This is a genomic window from Olleya sp. AS48 (assembly GCF_038900355.1).
Lineage (GTDB): Bacteria > Bacteroidota > Bacteroidia > Flavobacteriales > Flavobacteriaceae > Olleya.
In genome coordinates, this window is the sequence record NZ_JBBMRD010000010.1 from 53661 (window position 1) to 71969 (window position 18309).

Sequence of the window (18309 nt, forward strand, 5' to 3'; positions counted from 1 at the left end):
ACTTGAAATTTTAAGTAAATGTAATATAAAAATTTATCCAATAATCAACAATAAAAATTATTTTTCAGACATTATTTTAGTCTATAAACAGGGTATTGTAAATGTGATTTTTCGTAATTAACACTCTGTTTGTGAAGCCAGTCAAGCTGAGCATACCAATTTGAGGCAAAGTCTTTGTCGTAAGATTTTTTAAGGTTAAAATTGATTCTTAATTTTGGGTCTTGTCTTAAAATTAATTCGGCTTTATCTTCCCAAACATAAGGCGAGAATCCTTCCTTTTGTTGCAGTATTGTATCGAAAAAATTCCAGTTAAAAAATGAATCAGGAGCTTGCGGTTCTAAAGTTTCAATTAGGTATCTAAAAGCCTCTTGATTAGTTTTAATAATATAATCGCCTTTATTAAATGTAATGGCGTCTTCCGAAACTTTTATACTTGTATTAAAATGCTGGTAATGTCCTTCATAAGCTTGAGACCTTGTTTGGTAGTTGTCAATTTTATAAGATTGAACCGTTAAAGTAGAGTCTGCGGTTAGTGGTGTCATCTCCACCTCATTTAATTTTAAAAGCTCAATGACATTCCACCATCCTTGTGGAATGATATAGGCTTGTGGTATGTTGATTTCTAAACTAGGTTTAAAATAATTTTGATAGGTAATTTGCTTTGTAAAAGGCTTGCTTCTGTCAAACTTTAAACGGTCTGCATCTGTAATGTTACTAGGTACAATATTACCTTCAAAACCTTTAAAATTTAAGGATGTGGTTTGTGTGGTATCTATTTCCCATTGCAATGGGTAAGTCTTTTTTGCAATAAGTTGTTGGTTGTAGTTTTGACGTAAAGATTTAATTTGTTCATGGTCTTCTTCTATAATTTCAATCATGGATTTCATTAACTCAAAGGTGCCTTCTACACGTTGTTTGTATGGTTTAAGCATGTGTGTTTCAACCATCATACCTAAGGTGTTAAACAAAGTAGTGTAACCCGTAGAATATCTTGGACTATCCATAAATTGACTAAATCCAGCTTCTGGAACTTTATTAAATACGTTAACATATGGAGTAATGTCCCATTGTTTAGTTGCTAACTTAGCTTCTAAGTTAGGTTGCATTTTGGTGTGTAAATAATTACCTAAAGTACCACCAAGCTTATTGTGTTGCGTAAATAAATGCGTTAAAGTATATTGGTAATCTGCGCCATTACTTACGTGATTGTCTATAAAAACATCAGGCTTTACCAAGTGAAAAATTTGAGCAAAAGTCTTAGCATTTTTGGTATCACTTTTAATAAAATCTCTGTTTAAATCAAAGTTTCTAGCGTTACCTCTAAACCCATAAGCTTTAGGGCCATTTTGGTTTGTTCTTGTAGAAGTGTTTCGATTTAAACTACCTCCAACATTATAAACAGGAATTGTGACTAATACAGTATGTTTAGGTGCTTCAATTTTACCGGAAGCAATATCTCTAAATAGCATCATAGTGGCATCAATGCCATCAGATTCTCCTGGATGTATTCCGTTATTAATTAGTAAAATACGCTTATCGTTTCTAATCGTTTTAAAATCAAAATTTCCATCAGGATTTAATGTGATTAAATGCAATGGTTTTCCGGAATCCGTGCTGCCAATAGAGTCGATAGATATTGAATTATAAGCTGTTGCTAAATCTTTGTAATACTGAATCGTTTGTTGGTAAGTGGCAGTTTCTAATCCTTGAGATTTTTCAAAAACAGTTTCAAAATCAAAATCCTTTTTAGTTGTAGATTTACACGAAACCACTAAAATTAATAAGACTAATATTTTTTTCATCAATTGTAATTTTAAATAACGGTTACACAAATATAATACTATAGACTTGTGATTGTTGTAATTAAACGTACTTTTGCAGCTTGAAAAATTGAAGAAATGACAGAGTTTATTAGAAAAATAGTTCCGAACGCAAAAGATGATGTATTAGCAGGAATAACCGTGTCTTTAGCAATGATCCCAGAAGTAGTGGCTTTTGCTTTTGTAGCGCAAATAGATCCTTTAATGGCATTATCAGGTGCCTTTATTATTGGATTGATAACAGCTATTTTTGGTGGTAGACCAGGTTTGATATCTGGAGCAGCAGGAGCTGTAGCAGTTATTTTTGTAACTATGATTGCGGATGGTCATACCAAAGGGATGTTAATGGATACACCTATTGAAAACATGGGGTTTTTCTATCTGATGGCTTGTGTGGTCTTAATGGGAATTATACAAATTTTTGCAGGTGTTTTTAAATTAGGAAGATTTGTTAGATTGATTCCGCATCCTGTAATGATGGGATTTGTAAACGGTTTGTCTATCGTTATTTTTATGGCTCAAGTAAAAATGTTTTCTCATAAATCCTTAAAAGTATCTGATGCAGGAGTAAACGAATATGTTAGTACCTACATGCAAGGCTCTGAGTTATATACCATGATTGGATTGGTATTATTAACTATGGGAATTATTTGGGGATTACCTAAAATAACCAAAAAGTTGCCTGCAGCATTAACTGCTATTTTAGTAACCAGCTTAATTGTTATTGGCTTTAATATGGACGTGTCTACTGTAGGATCTTATATTATTGAAGGAGGAGGAACAGGATTAAAAGGAGAATTTCCAACACCAAATATGGAGCTTTGGGAAAAATTACCATTTAATTTAGATACTTTAAAATTTATTGCTTTACCTGCATTTTTAGCAGCATCTGTTGGATTAATTGAGTCCTTAATGACTATGAATTTAGTTGATGAATTAACAGAAACCAGAGGAAACGGAAACCGAGAATGTGTTGCGCAAGGTGCAGGAAACATTGTGTCAGGATTGTTTGGTGGTACAGGTGGCTGTGGTATGATTGGTCAAACGGTTATTAACATTAATGCAGGTGGACGTGGTAGATTATCAGGAATTATGATGGCTGTGACTTTATTGTCCTTTATTTTGTTTGCAGATAAGTTAATAGAAATGGTGCCAATTGCAGCTTTAGTAGGTGTAATGTTTATGATGGTAATCGAAACTTTTGCATGGTCTAGTTTTAGAATATTAAAGAAAATACCAATGTCTGATGCAGTGGTACTAATAACGGTATCCTTAGTTACAGTATTTGTTGATTTAGCAGTAGCAGTGTTTATTGGTGTAATAATTTCGGCTTTAGTATTTGCTTGGGAAAACGCAACAAAAATTAGAGCTAGAAAGCGTATTAAAGAAGATGGTACTAAAGTTTACGAAATTTGGGGACCATTATTTTTTGGAAGCATTCAAGCGTTTAATGATAAGTTTGACGCTAAAAACGATCCCGAGAAAATAGAAATAGATTTTGTTGAATCTCGTGTGAGTGATCATTCTGCATTAGAGGCTATTTTTAATTTAGTTGAAAAGTATGAGAAAGAAGGAAAGCAGATACGTTTAAAGCATTTAAGCGAAGATTGTAAAGTATTACTATATAAATCTAGTCCTAAGTTTAGAGAGGTTGTTGTAGAGGCTATTGATGATCCTAGGTATCATTTAGCAGCTAATCCAGAAGATTTCCCTAAACCACTATCAGAGTATAAATTTTAAATAAAAAAAGGCGAGCATTTGATGCTCGCCTTTTTTTATTGTGAGGTTATTTAACCCTAACACTATCTGGAACTAAGACAGTGTAATCACCATTGTTTCTTATTACTTCTCTAACAATGCTAGAACTTATATAAGATGTTCTGGCAGCAGTTAATAAAAATACAGTTTCTATTTTTGATAGTTTTCTGTTAGTATGTGCAATTGCTTTTTCAAACTCAAAATCAGCAGGATTACGTAAGCCACGTAAAATAAATTGAGCATTAATCTCTTTACAAAAATCAATAGTCAGACCTTTATAGGTCATTATTTTTACTTTAGGTTCATCTTTAAAGGTGTCTTCTAAAAAACGTTTTCGGTCTTCTAAAGAAAACATATATTTTTTTTCAGAGTTAACACCTATAGCCACAACTACTTCATCAAAAAGTTTTACGCCACGTTTTATTATATCCAAATGACCTAATGTGATAGGATCAAAGGATCCAGGAAAAAGTGCTCGTTTCATAATTATCTTAGTTTAATCTCTATCCACTTCGTAAATGTACTCTTGCTCAAAAAGGGTTTTTATTTCCTGTTTTGAGTAGCCATCTAGCTCTGTGGTATAATTTTCTGTTTTATTTATTTTATAAATTTTAGATTTTCTATCTATTTCATAATCATTAAAAATGACGTAAATACTATCTGATGTGATTGTAGTAACCTTCATAGATGTGTAATATCCAGTTTGTGATGCCTTAACGGAATACACATCTCCAATCCTAGGATTGTTAATGTACAAGGTGTCATTTTCGTCATCTTTTTTACTTAAGTATGTTGCAACTAAAATAGCAAGAGTAATAATTATCAATCCACTAAAATACCAAAACGGAAACCTAACGCCTGTTTTTTCTAGTTCAAACTTTTGTTTTATTTGTTCAGGTAGTTCTTTTAGGCTGTACGTGCGTTTACAATGGTTGCATTCTAAAACATAAGTTTTACCTATAGGAAATAAAGGGATCCAATATACGTAAGCATATTTACCATAAATAGCATAATGCATGGTTTGTCCTTCTGTGCAATTGGGACATTTTACATTTATAAGTTGACCTTCTTTAAGTTTGCTAGCTTTACTTCCGTAAAAAACCATAGTGTTTGGGGATTTGGTTAATTATTAAATATAGGCTATTTATTTTAAAGCTTCTTCAATAGCATTTCCAAATAAATCAGGCATACTAATTCCTGCAGCTTGCGCTTGTTGTGGTAAAATACTAGCGTTAGTAAGACCAGGAATGGTATTCATTTCTAATAAATGAGGTTCGTTATTTTTAAAAATAAATTCACTTCTAGAAAAACCAGTCATTCTTAAAACCTCATAGACCTTTTTAGCTACAGTATTTACTTTGGCTTCTTGTGTTTTAGTTAATCTTGCAGGCGTAATTTCTTGAGATTTACCAAGGTATTTAGCTTCGTAATCAAAAAAATCATTTTCGCTAACAATCTCTGTAATTGGTAAAACTTTAGTTTCGCCTTTATAAGTAATAACACCCACAGATACCTCAGTACCATCTAAAAAAGACTCTATAATTATTTCGTCATCTTCTTTAAAGGCATGGTTAATTGCATGTTGTAGGTCTTCTTTTTTGTGCACTTTTGTAATACCAAAACTACTTCCAGCTTTATTAGCCTTTACAAAACAGGGTAATCCAACTTTAGTAATAATATCCTCCTCATTTACGGGATCACCTAAATTTAGGTAATAGCTTTCAGCAGTTAAAATACCGTAAGGCTTTAAAATACTTAAGCAATCTCTTTTGTTAAAAGTAACAGCAGCTTGATACATCCCACAACTGGTATGCGGTAAGTTTAGTAATTTAAAATAGCCTTGCATATAACCATCCTCTCCAGGACTACCATGAATAGCATTAAAAACACAATCAAAAGTAATTTTATTATTATCTATAGTTACAGAAAAATCGTTTTTATCAATAGCAAATTCTTGATCTGCATCGTCTACATAAACCCATTTGTCTTTAAAGATATGTATGCGATAGGCATTATATTTAACCTTATCTAAATTTTGATATACCACGTTTCCGCTGGTAAGAGAGATCTTATATTCACTAGAATAACCTCCCATTATTATGGCAATGTTTTTTTTCATTTAAATCTAAATTATTTCAGATATTCAATAAACCATTAAAATATTCGTTTTGTAAAAATATCATTTATTTTATTCCGAAGATAAAACCTTTTAGTTTTTATATATTTGCCTACAAAAATTAGTTAAATGAGTGTCATCAATTTTCTTAAAAGTAAAGTGTTTTTTAAGCAATTAGCAATAGCAGTAGTCGCTGTGGTTGTTTTAGTGTTTTTAATGCTTAAGTGGTTAAACATTACTACAAATAATAACGAGTTTGAAACGGTTCCGGATTTGACAGGAAAATCGATAGAAGTTGCAAAAATAGAGTTAGAAAAAAACAACTTGGTAATGCAAATTCAGGACTCGGCTAATTTTAATCCCGATTACCCAAAGTTTTCTGTAATAGAGCAGGACCCAAAAGCAAGCGCTAAAGTTAAAGAAAACCGCAAAATATACATTACATTAAATCCGTCAGGATACCGTAAAATAGCAGTGCCTGATTTAAGTCATAAAAGTTTTAGACAAGCAAAACCAACAATTGAAGCATTAGGCTTTAAAATAGGAAAAACAATATATGTTGACCATATTGGTAAAGATATGGTTAGAGAATTACGTCATAAAGGAGAAACATTAAAACCTAATACAAAACTGCCTAAAACAGCAGTAATAGATGTCGTGTTAGGTAACGGTAACCGTCCTGGAGGCAATTAAATTATGGAGGACTACACACCAGAATTACAAGAGGAAGATGCAGATGGATTATTTGAACATCATTCTTTTACAGCAGATAAAGGTCAAAAACCATTACGTATAGACAAATGGTTAATGAACAAAATAGAAAACGCAACACGTAATAAAATACAAGATGCAGCCAAAAACGGAAGCATATTTGTAAACGACGTACCAGTTAAATCTAATTATAAGGTTAAACCGGAAGACGTTATTGCAGTGCGTTTTGAGCATCCACCACATGAAAACCTATTGGTAGGAGAAGATTTACCATTAGATGTTGTTTATGAAGACGACCAATTACTAGTCGTTAACAAACCAGCAGGTATGGTTGTTCATCCAGGACATGGTAATTATTCTGGGACATTAATCAATGCATTAATATTTCATTTTGATAATTTACCTAACAACTCTAGCGATCGTCCAGGATTAGTCCATAGGATAGATAAAGACACATCAGGTTTATTAGTTGTAGCAAAAACGGAAGTTGCTATGGCACATTTGTCAGCACAGTTTAAAGCTAAAACAAGTGAGCGTGAATACGTCGCAATAGTTTGGGGTAACATGGATGAGGAAGAAGGTACCATAGAAGGTAACATTGGACGTCACCCAAAAAACAGACTGCAAAACACAGTATACTTAGACGACGATGCAGACAAAGGTAAACCAGCAGTAACACACTATAAGGTTTTAGAGCGTTTAGGCTATGTAACTTTAGTCAGCTGTAAGCTAGAAACAGGTCGCACACACCAAATACGCGTCCACATGAAACATATTGGACACACCTTGTTTAATGACGAGCGTTATGGCGGAAACCTAATACTAAAAGGAACCACGTTTACCAAATACAAGCAATTTGTAGACAACTGTTTTAAAGTATTACCACGTCAAGCACTACACGCAAAAACACTTGGCTTTGTGCATCCTACAACAAATAAATTTATGAGTTTTGAGTCTGAAATTCCAGACGATATTCAGGAATGTATTGAAAAGTGGAGAGGCTATTCCAAACACATGGAATAAGTTATAAAATATAATTTGGGCGTTACCACAAGGGTCGCGCTATCCATTATATCTTTTTTTGCCATATATGGCAGCAAAAAAAGGATGTCATTACTATCGCTAACGCAAAGACTAGCGATAGTAAACACACATTTTAATATATAAAATTACTATAGTTTCAGCTTTTATAAAGGTCATATAATTTGTATTTTTATATCAGAAATAAAAACACAATGAAACTAGTTATATCTCCAGCAAAATCGCTTGATTTTGAAAGCAAATTACCTACAGTAAAAGCGACACAACCTCTTTTTTTAGAGCAATCCACAAAACTAAATAAGGTATTAAAAAAGCAAAAGCCTAAAGACCTATCTCAATTAATGAGTATTAGCGATAATTTAGCACAATTAAATTATAACCGTAATCAAGATTGGGCACTACCTTTTACAAAGGATAATGCTAGACCTGCAATGTATGCTTTTAATGGAGATGTGTATAAAGGGTTAGACGCTTATAATATTGCAGCAGACAAGTTAGACCTTGCCCAAGATACTATCAGGATTTTATCTGGTTTATATGGTGTTTTAAAACCGTTAGACCTAATACAACCCTACAGATTAGAAATGGGAACAAAAATGCCAGTAGGAAGCAATAAAAATCTATATGAATTTTGGAAAAAAGATATAGTCAAAGCCTTAAACCAAGAACTAGAAGACGACGAAGTGTTTCTTAATTTAGCCAGTAACGAGTATTTTAAAGCAGTAGATACAAAAGCACTTAAAGTACCAGTCATAACAGCAAATTTTAAAGAATTTAAAAACGGTAAACTTAAAATAATATCGTTTTATGCCAAAGAGGCTAGAGGTTTAATGGCCAAATACGTTATTGATACTAACGCTCAAACCATAGAAGATTTAAAACAGTTTAACTACAATAATTATCAATTTGATGGAAACCTCTCAACCCAAAAAGACTTGGTCTTTACAAGATAATAAACGTACTCAATCAGAACGCGATTTATTTAAAGCAACAGGGAAGCCAAAAAAAAATAAGAATGTAACGTATTTACTTTCTGTAATAGCAGCTTTATTGTTAGTTAGCTTTGTGTTGCCTAAATTATACGATCAGGTAATTACTGTTTGTATAACAGACACTATCTGTTTAAATTCAGAGCATAACTTTATACTATATCCACTGTATATTTTTTGTACTATAGTAATATTGATTTTAGCAATTTATGGTGCTTATGTAGTTGGTAAAAAAATAGGAGAACGGTTTAAGGTTTAACCGTATCTTTTTTGTCCACATTAATTTTGGTTTCCGGTTTTACACGTTTTTTAATTCGTGGACGTCTAGTACCAAATGTACCTCTGTTAATTTTTCCTCGTTTGGATTTTTTATCTCCTTTACCCATTTTTTTTTTTATTTTAAAATTATAGTATAAGGTAGTAAAAGCACTATTTTTAAACAAGGTTATATTATTAAAGTTGTTATAAAATTTATTTGGACTTTATTTTATACTTAAATTATACGATGTTTAAACATATACATCCATATCCACCGTTTATTAAAAAAGATACCACTAAGCTAATAGTCGGTACTTTACCACCACCACGTTTTACTACTGGACAGTTATTAGAAAAAGATGTAGACTTTTGCTATGGAAGCTATTATAACAGTTTATGGTTATATATTGATAAAATTCACAGTTTAGGTTTACGTTATGATAACTCTCATGAAGCCATCCAACAACGAAAGCGTTTTTTAATTCAAAATAAAATTGGTGTTTGTGATATTGTAGCTAGTGCAGAACGAGAAAAAATAGATGCTTCAGACCTAGGCATGACCAATATACATCTACGCGATTTAATTGGTTATTTACTAAAGTATCCAAATATTGACACCTTATTATTTACAGGAGGTAACAGCAAAAATGGACCTGAATATTTTTTTAGAAAACATATTAAAGACTATAATATTTCTTTTAAGTTGGTATCCAAAATCACGCCTAAAATTCATCAATTTATGCTACCAAATGCTGTAAACACAGTTGATAACATTAAAGCTGATTTATTCAGTAATAAAAAAGAGCGATTAATTAAAACTGTATCATTAACCTCAGGATCTGGAGCAGCAAATATCGCTATTGGTAGCAATCCATTATATAAGCAGTTAAAAGCTAAAGACCCAAGTTTTAATACTTTTGATTTTAGGGTCATGCAGTATAGTGAGTATTTTTAGTAATTAATAAATAGTACCAATAGGATGCCTATTATAGCAGGAAGTGCTTGTACAAAAAATATTTTTTTAGAAACACTCATCGCTCCATAAATACCAGCAATAGCGACACAACTTAAAAAAAACATTCTAATATTGGATTGCCAGTATTGATCAGTTATAAAAAAAGTCCATAATAATCCAGCAGCTAAAAACCCATTATACAAACCTTGGTTGGCAGCCATGCTTTTAGTAGGTTTAAAAAGCGCTTTTGGAAAACTTTTAAAAACTTTACGACCTGTAGTTTCCCAAGCAAACATTTCAAAATATAAAAAGTATACGTGTAATAACGTTACAAATCCAATAACAAGGTTTAATAGTATATCCATAATTATCTTTTTAAAAAATTGAATCTAAAAATTGTTTAATGCTTTCTTGGTTAGCTTTTATTAAGGCTTCGCGTGCATTTTCCTTATCCTTTGGTTTTTTATCCTGAGACAATTTAAACTTACCTTCCCAAGTGTCTATTGTGATTTCAAACATTTTAATATACTCTAAATTTTTATCTAATCTAGGATTGTTGGACTCCAAAACATAGTTGTGTTCTGGAGCTTCTAAAAATTCAGTCATGGTAATCAAAGATTGTTTTAAAGCTTCAGTACTTTCAATTTTAGTCACTTTTCCAGTTAAATGTACTCTAATATAATTCCAAGTTGGTAATTGAGTAGTTGTATATACGCTAGGCGATATATAGCATTGTGGGCCATAAAAAAGGATAGTGACTTCGTTTTCATCCTTTAAAAGATTAGTCTGTGGATTATATATATCAATGTGGCCAATTAATTTACCATCAGTTTCACGATATATTAATGGTAAATGTGTAATTAAAGGAGTGTTATCCTTTACAGATATAATAGTTGCTAAAGGATATGTTTTTATCACTTCTAATAAGTGTCCTTTATCATTTTCTTGATGTTTTGCTGGAGGATACAATAGATTTATAAGGTTATAAGTTCAAAGTATTTTATTTCATTTAAAATTTACTAAATATTGTGTAGATTTATAAAATGTCTGATAAAAGTACTTCATTTTCAATAAAAAACTGGTCTCAGGACGATCAACCTAGAGAAAAACTACTTTACAAAGGTAAAGTCGCCTTAAGTGATGCCGAGTTGGTTGCCATTTTAATAGGATCTGGTAATAGACAAGAAAGTGCTGTTGCTTTATGTAAGCGTATTCTGGCGTCTACAGACAATAATTTAAGCCAATTAGGAAAACTGACCATAAAACAATTAATGGAGTTTAAGGGAATTGGGGAAGCCAAAGCAATAACTATTATTGCAGCTTTGGAGCTAGGACGTAGACGTAGAGGAGGAGAAGCACTAGAAAGAAAGAAGATAACCTCTAGTAAATCTGTATTTGAATTGATGCAACCTATTATTGGCGAGTTACCACATGAAGAGTTTTGGATAATTTATTTAAATAATTCAAATAAAGTAATTCACAAAAGCCAACTAAGTAAAGGTGGAATAACAGGTACATTAGTAGACACTAGATTGGTTTTAAAAACAGCTTTAGAGGTTGGAGCAGTAGGCTTAATATTAACACACAATCATCCTTCAGGAACTTTAAAACCTAGTCAAGCAGATAAGGATGTGACCTTAAAATTAAAATTAGCAGCACAAAGTTTAGATATAAAAGTTTTAGATCATTTAATCATTACAGAGCAAAGTTATTTTAGCTTTGCAGATCAATCTATACTGTAATATGCTATTAGTTTATACACATAAAATAACACCTAGAGTAAAGTATGTTTTTAAACAAATTTGTACTAGAATTTTAGGAGTGCCTGTTAGTTTTACTACTGTTATTGAAGAGTTTATTGCACATGATAGTTTAAAAATGTCTTATACAAGACAGCCTTTAAGTAACGAGATTTTTGTGCGTAGCAATGAGTTGCTATTTGAGCAAGGATTATCAGATATTGACATAACAGTCTTACCTTGGGAAGACACAAAATGTTTTTTTCCAACAGGAGATAAAAGTGCAGTACCATTTGATATTTTTGCAGCCTCTTTTTATTTAATTAGTAGGTATGAAGAATATTTACCACATCTTAAAGACGAGTTTGGACGCTACACAGCAGAAGAGAGTTTAGCATATAAAAACAATTTTTTAGACCAACCTGTAGTAGATATTTGGGCATACAAATTTAAAGCTATTTTACAAGCCACTTATCCAGATTTTAGCTTTCCAGAACAAAAGTATACTGTAATTCCTGTTATTGATGTTCCTATGGCTTACGAGTATAAATTAAAAGGAATAATGCGCACTGTAGGAGGTACGTTTAAAGATTTTTTTACTTTTAAATTTAGACGCTTGTACGAGCGTTATTCGGTTTTAACCGGTTTTAAGCGTGATCCATTGGATAATTACAAGTATATTATTAATAAGCAAAAAGCTTCAAAATATAAGTTTGTGTTTTTCTTTTTATTAGGCGATTTTTCAACCTATGATAAAAATATCAATCCTCAAAAGCAAAAGTTTATTTCGTTAATCAAACACATTGCAGATTATTGCAAAATAGGTATCAAGACCTCTTTTTTTGCTTTAACAAATTTGGATTTATTAAAAGAAGAGAAAACAAGAATGGAGGGTATTATAAACAATGCTATAGTGGGTTCTAGACACTCGTTTTCTAAAGTTAATTTGCCAGAATCATATCGTAATTTAGTCGAGTTAGAAATTCCTGAAGACTATACCATGGGTTACGTTAATCATTTAGGGTTTAGAGCCGGAACGTGTACTCCATTTTTATTTTATGATGTAGATTTTGAAGTGCAAACACCGCTTAAAATTGTCCCTTATCAAGCATTAGATTTTGCATTTTTAAAATATCACTCGTTATTAGATAAACAACAATCTTTAAAAAGATTAATTAAAAGTATCAAAAATGTAAATGGTACTTTTGTACCTGTGTTTCATAACTACACCTTTAATAAACAAGAACGTTGGAAACACTTTAAAACCTTATTCAATATTATTTTAGATGTTAAAAAAAAATAAAGTAGAACATATATTTTTTGATTTAGATCACACGCTTTGGGACTTCGACAAAAACTCTGCTTTAACCTTTGATTTTCTTTTTAAGAAATATGAGGTTAATACTAAATTAGCCGATTTTTTAAAATTTTACGAACCCATAAATCTTAAATATTGGAAATTATATAGAGATGAAAAAGTATCTAAAGACAATTTGCGTTACAATAGATTAAAAGAAACCTTCGATGCTTTACAATTTAGCATTGAAGATGATTTGATTAACACAATATCTGAAGATTATATTAACCATCTAAGCAGTTTTAATCATGTATTTGATGGCACTATAGAGTTGTTGGATTACCTTAAAACCAAATATAATTTACATATTATTACAAATGGATTTAAGGAAGCACAAAACAATAAATTAAAAGGATCTAAGTTAGATCATTATTTTACTACAGTTACAAGTGCAGAGGTTGCAGGTGTTAAAAAACCTAACCCTCAAATTTTTAACTTTGCATTAAAGTTAGCTAATGCCAATTCGGCTAACAGTATCATGATAGGAGATAATTATGAAGCAGATATTTTAGGCGCATTAGATATTGGATTGGATGCCATTTGTTTTAATTACCACAAAGCAGAAATTAGTCCAGAAATTAAGGTTGTTAATCATTTATTAGACATTAAAAAATATTTATAATTATGAAAATTTCAAATAAAGTAAGTGTAATTGTTATTATGTTAGTAAGCTTACTAACAAGTGTCAACGCACAAGACAAGTTAAATAATTACAAGTATGTTGTAGTTGCTAATCAATTTGATTTTCAGTCAGAACCTGATCAATATAGATTAAATGGTTTGACTACGTTTTTATTACAAAAACAAAATTTCACTGTATTTAGTAATACCGATGTTTTACCAGACGATGCTATAGCAAATGGTTGTTTAGTATTGTATGCAACATTAAAAAATTCATCTTCATTATTTAAGACCAAAGTAAACATCCAATTTGAAAACTGTAAAAAAGAAATTGTCTTTGCTTCGGATATTGGCGAGTCTAGAGATAAAAAGTACATCGTAGCCTATAACGAAGCAACACGTAATGCATTTAATACCTTTTCAAGTTTTGAGCACACCTATAAAGCGACAACAGAAAATAGTACAACAACGCAAGTGGAAGCGCTAAAACAAGAAATAGAAACCTTAAAAGCTAATAAAGTAACTGAAGAGAGTCCTAAAGTAACAACTATAGATAAAACTAAAGATGAGGTTGTTAAAGCAACCAATACAGCTGTCAAATCCAATAGTAATTTAGAGGTAGCTACTACAGCAGATAACACCTTAAAAGCCCAATTAATAACAGGATCTGTATTTAGTTATAATCTATTAGACGCAAATAACACTGTTGTTTATACTATTCTATTTTCAGGTAAAGAGGATTATTACATTGTAAAAGGACAAGACGCTTTAATCTATAAAATGAATAATCAATGGGTATTGGCACACTACGTTAATAATGACTTACAGATAAAGGCAATTAATATTAAGTTTTAGTAACCATATTTTTCCTTCCAACGTGACCTTAAAAAGTCGCGTTGGGCATTTTCCCTAGCATTATTTCCTGGGTCGTATAACTTAGTATTACTAACCTCTTTTGGTAAAAACTCTTGACTAGCAAAATTATTTTCATAATTATGACTGTACTTGTAGTCTTCGCCATAACCAATCTCTTTCATTAATTTAGTTGGTGCATTTCTAATATTTAAAGGCACACTTAAATCTCCAGTTTGTTTAACCAATTGTTGAGCATGGTTAATAGCCATATAAGCAGCATTACTTTTTGGCGAACTTGCTAAATAAGTGGCACACTGACTTAATATAATTCTAGACTCAGGGTAACCAATCGTGCTTACAGCCTGAAACGTTGTATTAGCCATAACCAATGCAGTTGGATTAGCATTACCAATATCTTCACTAGCTAAAATTAGCATACGTCTAGCAATAAATTTTACATCCTCACCACCTTCAACCATTCTAGCCAAATAATACACAGCAGCATTTGGGTCGCTACCTCTAATGGATTTTATAAAAGCAGACACAATATCATAATGCTGCTCTCCAGTTTTATCATAACGCACAGTATTATTTTGTACCTTGTCTAAAACCATAGCATCTGTTATTGTAATAATAGGTTTATCCTCACTATTAACAACCAGTTCAAAGATGTTTAAAAGTTTTCTAGCATCACCACCTGACAAACGCAATAAGGCACTCGTTTCATTAAGTTTTATAGTCTTTTTAGATAAGTACTCGTCTTTTTCAATCGCACGCTTTAAAAGGTCCTCTAAATCACTTTTTTCAAAAGCTTTTAAAATATAAACCTGACAGCGTGACAATAATGCCGATATTACCTCAAAACTTGGATTTTCAGTCGTTGCACCAATTAGCGTTACCCAACCCTTTTCTACAGCTTGTAATAAACTATCTTGCTGTGATTTGCTAAATCTATGAATCTCATCAATAAACAAAATTGGGTTTTTAGCAGTAAATAAACCACCACTATTTTTAGCCTTCTCAATAACCTCTCGCACATCTTTAACACCAGAGCTAATTGCGCTTAAAGTATAAAAAGGACGCTTAGAGGTTTGCGCAATAATATTAGCCAACGTTGTTTTTCCAATACCAGGAGGTCCCCAAAGTATCATACTAGGTATAATGCCTTGATTAATATGACTGGTTAAAGTCCCGTTTGGACCTACTAAATGTGACTGACTTATATAGTCGTCTAAAGTTTGTGGACGTAATCGTTCTGCTAAAGGCGTGTTCATAACTGTAAAATTAAATTAAATTTTGTTTAGGCGTGTCTTTTTTGCGCATTCTTAACAAAAAAGTCTGGCTTTCATTACTCAATCTTTTTGCTAAGGCAAAAAGGATTTTAGACAAATCATTCAATTACGAAGTCATCACGATTTCTTTCTAAATAGTATTCATGAGTAATCCTTCACGCAGTAACCGACTGACATTATTGCAAGACATTAAAAGTGGTTAACTATTTGCTATATGTATTGCAAATGAAACAACAAGAACCTTTTAAGTTTACCATAGACGTTATTGCTTATCCAATAGGGTTTGTAATATTGCTATGGTTAATTTTTGCTATCGAAATTAGGTTTGGATTTTCCCTTAATTTTTTAGGCATCTATCCTCAAAAAATAACAGGGTTAATAGGCGTGATTTGCAGTCCGTTTATACATTCTGGGATTTCCCATTTATGGCATAATACCATACCTTTATTTGTGTTAAGTACAGCCTTGTTTTATTTTTATAGACCTATCGCATTTAAAGTACTGTTGTATGGCATACTATTATCTGGTTTTTTAACTTGGTGCATTGGTAGACCATCTTACCACATAGGAGCAAGCGGATTAATATATGTATTAGCTAGTTTTGTTTTTTTTAAAGGTGTTTTTGCCAAACACTATAGGCTAATTGCATTGTCCTTACTAGTCGCTTTTTTATATGGTAGTATGATATGGAATACTATTCCTTTGGAGGAAGGTATCTCTTGGGAAGGTCATTTAAGTGGTTTAATCGTGGGATTAGTATTTGCTTTATTTTTTAGAAAACAAATAGCAAAACCGAAAAGGTATGTTTGGGAAGAACCCGATTACAACGAAGACGATGACGAGTTTTTAAAACATTTTGATGAAAACGGTAATTTTATCGAAACCACAGTAGAGGAGGAGTTACCTGAAAATAATCTTCCAGAAGTAACGCTTCCTGTTACTATTAGTTATACTTATAAAAAAAATAAAGAGTTATAGACGTTGTCTTACCGCTTCATATAAAAAGGCACCACAAGCAACACTAACATTTAAAGATTCTATTTCACCTAATAAAGGTAGTTTAGCTTTCTCATTAGCTATTTTTAATATAGATGGATTTATACCACGACCTTCAGATCCCATTATAATAGCACAGGGCTCTTTAAACGAAACATCAAATAATGTATTATCCGTTTTCTCTGTCGCAGCAATAACTTTAATATCTGACGCTTGCAGAAAAAACACAGCGTCTTTAATGTGATCCACTCTACAAATAGGCACTTTAAATACTGCACCAGCACTTGTTTTAATAGTATCACCATTTACAGGAGCCGCACCTTTACTTTGTATTATTATTCCGTCTACTCCAGTACATTCTGCAGTACGTATTATAGCACCAAAGTTTCTAACATCACTAAGTTGATCTAATAATAAAAAAAGCGGAGTTGTATTTTTTTTAGACACCATGTCAAACAATTCCTCAATATCATAAAACTTAACAGGAGCAATTTGTGCAACAGCACCTTGGTGATTGTTTTTTGTTAATCTATTTAATTTTTCAACAGGAACGTAAGATGAGTTAACTCTCTTGTCCTTTAATACTGTTTCTAATTCTTGAAACAAGTCGCCTTTTAGTCCTTTTTGTAAAAAGACTTTATCTACATGTTCGCCAGCATTTAAAGCTTCAATAATAGCTCTAAGTCCAAATATCTGAGTTGTTTTATCCATGTCGCAAAGGTATAAAAAAAGAGCCTGATATAAATCAGGCTCTTTTAAATTTATTAATTAAGGTTTAATTACTCTGCAGCAACAACCTCATCATCTGCATTTTTTAATATGTATTTACCACCAACAACACTTAATGTTCCTAGTAATACTTGACCATTCCCACCAGCAGCACTTTGTGGGCTGTTAGAAAAGTAAGTTGCAGGGAAATCAATGCTAGCATTGAATGTTCCAACGTGATTTATAGTTAAAGTAAATGGTAAAGCAAAATCTCCATCTAAGATTTCATTTTCGTCTGCATCTAAACCTAAATCTACTTCATATAAGTCAGCAACGATTACGTAATCACCATCAGCTAAAGGACCTCCTGGAGCTGTTGTGTTTCCTGGATTAGCAGCTGCGTTTGCAGCACTAATTTCTTCTGGGCAACTTGCCCATGAGAACCAAGAACCTAAGTAAAAATCGTAATCTATTAAGTTACATAATGAGTCAGTATGATCAACAGTTTCGTCATCTAAATCAGTTTCAAGTATTTTTTGCTCGATAGTAACATAACTTACTGTTTTGTCAAAATCCATTACAGCAACTAACTCATCACTAACATAGTTAGTAACTTCTAAGTCAATAAAGATAGCTCCACCTGCAGCTAATCCATTTTTGTTATCAGCACTTGTTAATTTAAATCTTAAATTTTCAGTACCTTCTTTTAAAACGTCTTGTACAGCAGTAATGTTAAAAGTATGGTTTTCTGCATATGCAGGAAATTCAATTTTGTAACCAAACGCTCCAAAACCATCATCTACAGATGTTGCACCAGTAGCTAATCCGTCAGCATCGCTAACAATATAGTCAGAGTTAGAACCACCAGAAACTAATTCTAGTTTAAAGTCCATTTCTTCTTTATAAGTAGCATCTGTTGTTAAAGAAACAGTAATTGTTTCTCCTTCCATTATACTAGTAGCAGATTGCCCTGTCATAGATACAGTAGGCTTATCTGTAGTAGTGTAATTTACATCATCATTAACACATGATGTAAGCGCTACAACAGTACATGATAATAATATATTTTTAATGTATTTCATCGTCTTATATT

At 31.9% G+C, this 18309-nt stretch carries 21 protein-coding genes; 11 read left to right on the forward strand and 10 right to left on the reverse strand.

What is annotated here, in order from left to right; translation table 11 throughout:
- Window positions 1-71 precede the first annotated feature (71 nt).
- Complete coding sequence (locus WNY60_RS12410) at window positions 72-1802, reverse strand: M14 family metallopeptidase (protein WP_342862558.1); 1731 nt, start codon at window positions 1800-1802, stop codon at window positions 72-74.
- Between the two features lie 96 nt (window positions 1803-1898).
- Between WNY60_RS12410 and WNY60_RS12415 the strand changes: the two genes are divergently transcribed.
- Window positions 1899-3560: a SulP family inorganic anion transporter gene (locus WNY60_RS12415; RefSeq protein WP_145000965.1), complete on the forward strand. Its 1662-nt coding sequence runs from the start codon at window positions 1899-1901 to the stop codon at window positions 3558-3560.
- 46 nt (window positions 3561-3606) lie between these two features.
- Here the strand turns inward: WNY60_RS12415 and coaD are convergent, their stop codons facing one another.
- From coaD to WNY60_RS12430, 3 genes are read right to left on the reverse strand one after another with little or no spacing between them, the layout of a single operon-like run.
- A complete protein-coding gene (gene coaD / locus WNY60_RS12420) occupies window positions 3607-4062 on the reverse strand; it encodes a pantetheine-phosphate adenylyltransferase (protein ID WP_145000963.1) in 456 nt (151 codons plus the stop codon).
- A 12-nt stretch (window positions 4063-4074) separates the two neighbouring features.
- The gene (locus WNY60_RS12425) at window positions 4075-4683 is read right to left on the reverse strand and encodes a zinc-ribbon domain-containing protein (RefSeq protein ID WP_342862559.1); all 609 of its coding nucleotides are present in this window, start codon (window positions 4681-4683) and stop codon (window positions 4075-4077) included.
- A gap of 39 nt (window positions 4684-4722) precedes the next feature.
- Complete coding sequence (locus WNY60_RS12430) at window positions 4723-5697, reverse strand: D-alanine--D-alanine ligase (RefSeq protein WP_145000959.1); 975 nt, start codon at window positions 5695-5697, stop codon at window positions 4723-4725.
- Between the two features lie 126 nt (window positions 5698-5823).
- Between WNY60_RS12430 and WNY60_RS12435 the strand changes: the two genes are divergently transcribed.
- The 4 genes from WNY60_RS12435 to WNY60_RS12450 all read left to right on the forward strand — a co-directional run bounded on the left by WNY60_RS12435 (window position 5824) and on the right by WNY60_RS12450 (window position 8694).
- Complete coding sequence (locus tag WNY60_RS12435) at window positions 5824-6387, forward strand: PASTA domain-containing protein (RefSeq protein ID WP_145000957.1); 564 nt, start codon at window positions 5824-5826, stop codon at window positions 6385-6387.
- A 3-nt stretch (window positions 6388-6390) separates the two neighbouring features.
- Window positions 6391-7428: an RluA family pseudouridine synthase gene (locus WNY60_RS12440; protein WP_145000955.1), complete on the forward strand. Its 1038-nt coding sequence runs from the start codon at window positions 6391-6393 to the stop codon at window positions 7426-7428.
- Between the two features lie 212 nt (window positions 7429-7640).
- Window positions 7641-8399 (forward strand): peroxide stress protein YaaA, encoded by a 759-nt coding sequence (gene yaaA / locus WNY60_RS12445; RefSeq protein WP_342862560.1) that lies wholly within the window; start codon window positions 7641-7643, stop codon window positions 8397-8399.
- Complete coding sequence (locus WNY60_RS12450) at window positions 8356-8694, forward strand: hypothetical protein (protein WP_145000952.1); 339 nt, start codon at window positions 8356-8358, stop codon at window positions 8692-8694. Before yaaA ends, WNY60_RS12450 begins: the two co-directional genes overlap by 44 nt.
- On the opposite strand, the gene WNY60_RS12455 is transcribed toward WNY60_RS12450, so the two are convergent.
- On the reverse strand, window positions 8684-8821 hold the full coding sequence (locus WNY60_RS12455; protein ID WP_145000950.1) for a 30S ribosomal protein THX: 138 nt from the start codon (window positions 8819-8821) through the stop codon (window positions 8684-8686). The two genes, WNY60_RS12450 and WNY60_RS12455, sit on opposite strands and share 11 nt — an antisense overlap.
- A gap of 119 nt (window positions 8822-8940) precedes the next feature.
- Here WNY60_RS12455 and WNY60_RS12460 point away from each other — a divergent pair, with 119 nt between their 5' ends.
- Entirely contained in the window at window positions 8941-9648 is a 708-nt protein-coding gene (locus WNY60_RS12460; protein WP_342862561.1) for a uracil-DNA glycosylase family protein, read from the forward strand.
- On the opposite strand, the gene WNY60_RS12465 is transcribed toward WNY60_RS12460, so the two are convergent.
- Together WNY60_RS12465 and WNY60_RS12470 are read right to left on the reverse strand one after the other, a co-directional pair.
- Window positions 9645-10013: a DUF1304 domain-containing protein gene (locus WNY60_RS12465; RefSeq protein WP_342862562.1), complete on the reverse strand. Its 369-nt coding sequence runs from the start codon at window positions 10011-10013 to the stop codon at window positions 9645-9647. The genes WNY60_RS12460 and WNY60_RS12465 overlap by 4 nt on opposite strands.
- A gap of 10 nt (window positions 10014-10023) precedes the next feature.
- Window positions 10024-10617 carry an FMN-binding negative transcriptional regulator gene (locus tag WNY60_RS12470; RefSeq protein WP_342862563.1) on the reverse strand — a complete coding sequence of 198 codons (594 nt, stop codon included), beginning with the start codon at window positions 10615-10617 and terminating at the stop codon, window positions 10024-10026.
- A gap of 74 nt (window positions 10618-10691) precedes the next feature.
- Here WNY60_RS12470 and radC point away from each other — a divergent pair, with 74 nt between their 5' ends.
- From radC to WNY60_RS12490, 4 genes are read left to right on the forward strand one after another with little or no spacing between them, the layout of a single operon-like run.
- The gene (gene radC, locus WNY60_RS12475; RefSeq protein WP_145000942.1) at window positions 10692-11390 is read left to right on the forward strand and encodes a DNA repair protein RadC; all 699 of its coding nucleotides are present in this window, start codon (window positions 10692-10694) and stop codon (window positions 11388-11390) included.
- 1 nt (window position 11391) lies between these two features.
- Window positions 11392-12690, forward strand: a complete 1299-nt coding sequence (locus WNY60_RS12480; RefSeq protein ID WP_339808467.1) for a polysaccharide deacetylase family protein — start codon at window positions 11392-11394, stop codon at window positions 12688-12690.
- The gene (locus WNY60_RS12485; protein WP_342862564.1) at window positions 12674-13366 is read left to right on the forward strand and encodes a YjjG family noncanonical pyrimidine nucleotidase; all 693 of its coding nucleotides are present in this window, start codon (window positions 12674-12676) and stop codon (window positions 13364-13366) included. Before WNY60_RS12480 ends, WNY60_RS12485 begins: the two co-directional genes overlap by 17 nt.
- A gap of 2 nt (window positions 13367-13368) precedes the next feature.
- Window positions 13369-14220 carry a hypothetical protein gene (locus WNY60_RS12490; RefSeq protein WP_342862565.1) on the forward strand — a complete coding sequence of 284 codons (852 nt, stop codon included), beginning with the start codon at window positions 13369-13371 and terminating at the stop codon, window positions 14218-14220.
- Here WNY60_RS12490 and WNY60_RS12495 read toward each other — a convergent pair.
- A complete protein-coding gene (locus WNY60_RS12495; RefSeq protein ID WP_145000934.1) occupies window positions 14217-15494 on the reverse strand; it encodes a replication-associated recombination protein A in 1278 nt (425 codons plus the stop codon). The two genes, WNY60_RS12490 and WNY60_RS12495, sit on opposite strands and share 4 nt — an antisense overlap.
- A gap of 243 nt (window positions 15495-15737) precedes the next feature.
- Between WNY60_RS12495 and WNY60_RS12500 the strand changes: the two genes are divergently transcribed.
- Window positions 15738-16490, forward strand: coding sequence for a rhomboid family intramembrane serine protease (locus tag WNY60_RS12500; protein ID WP_145000932.1), 753 nt, complete (start codon window positions 15738-15740; stop codon window positions 16488-16490).
- Here the strand turns inward: WNY60_RS12500 and rlmB are convergent.
- Complete coding sequence (rlmB, locus tag WNY60_RS12505) at window positions 16485-17219, reverse strand: 23S rRNA (guanosine(2251)-2'-O)-methyltransferase RlmB (protein WP_191100506.1); 735 nt, start codon at window positions 17217-17219, stop codon at window positions 16485-16487. The genes WNY60_RS12500 and rlmB overlap by 6 nt on opposite strands.
- Window positions 17220-17287: 68 nt before the next feature.
- Window positions 17288-18298, reverse strand: a complete 1011-nt coding sequence (locus WNY60_RS12510; protein ID WP_342862566.1) for a hypothetical protein — start codon at window positions 18296-18298, stop codon at window positions 17288-17290.
- Window positions 18299-18309 lie beyond the last annotated feature (11 nt).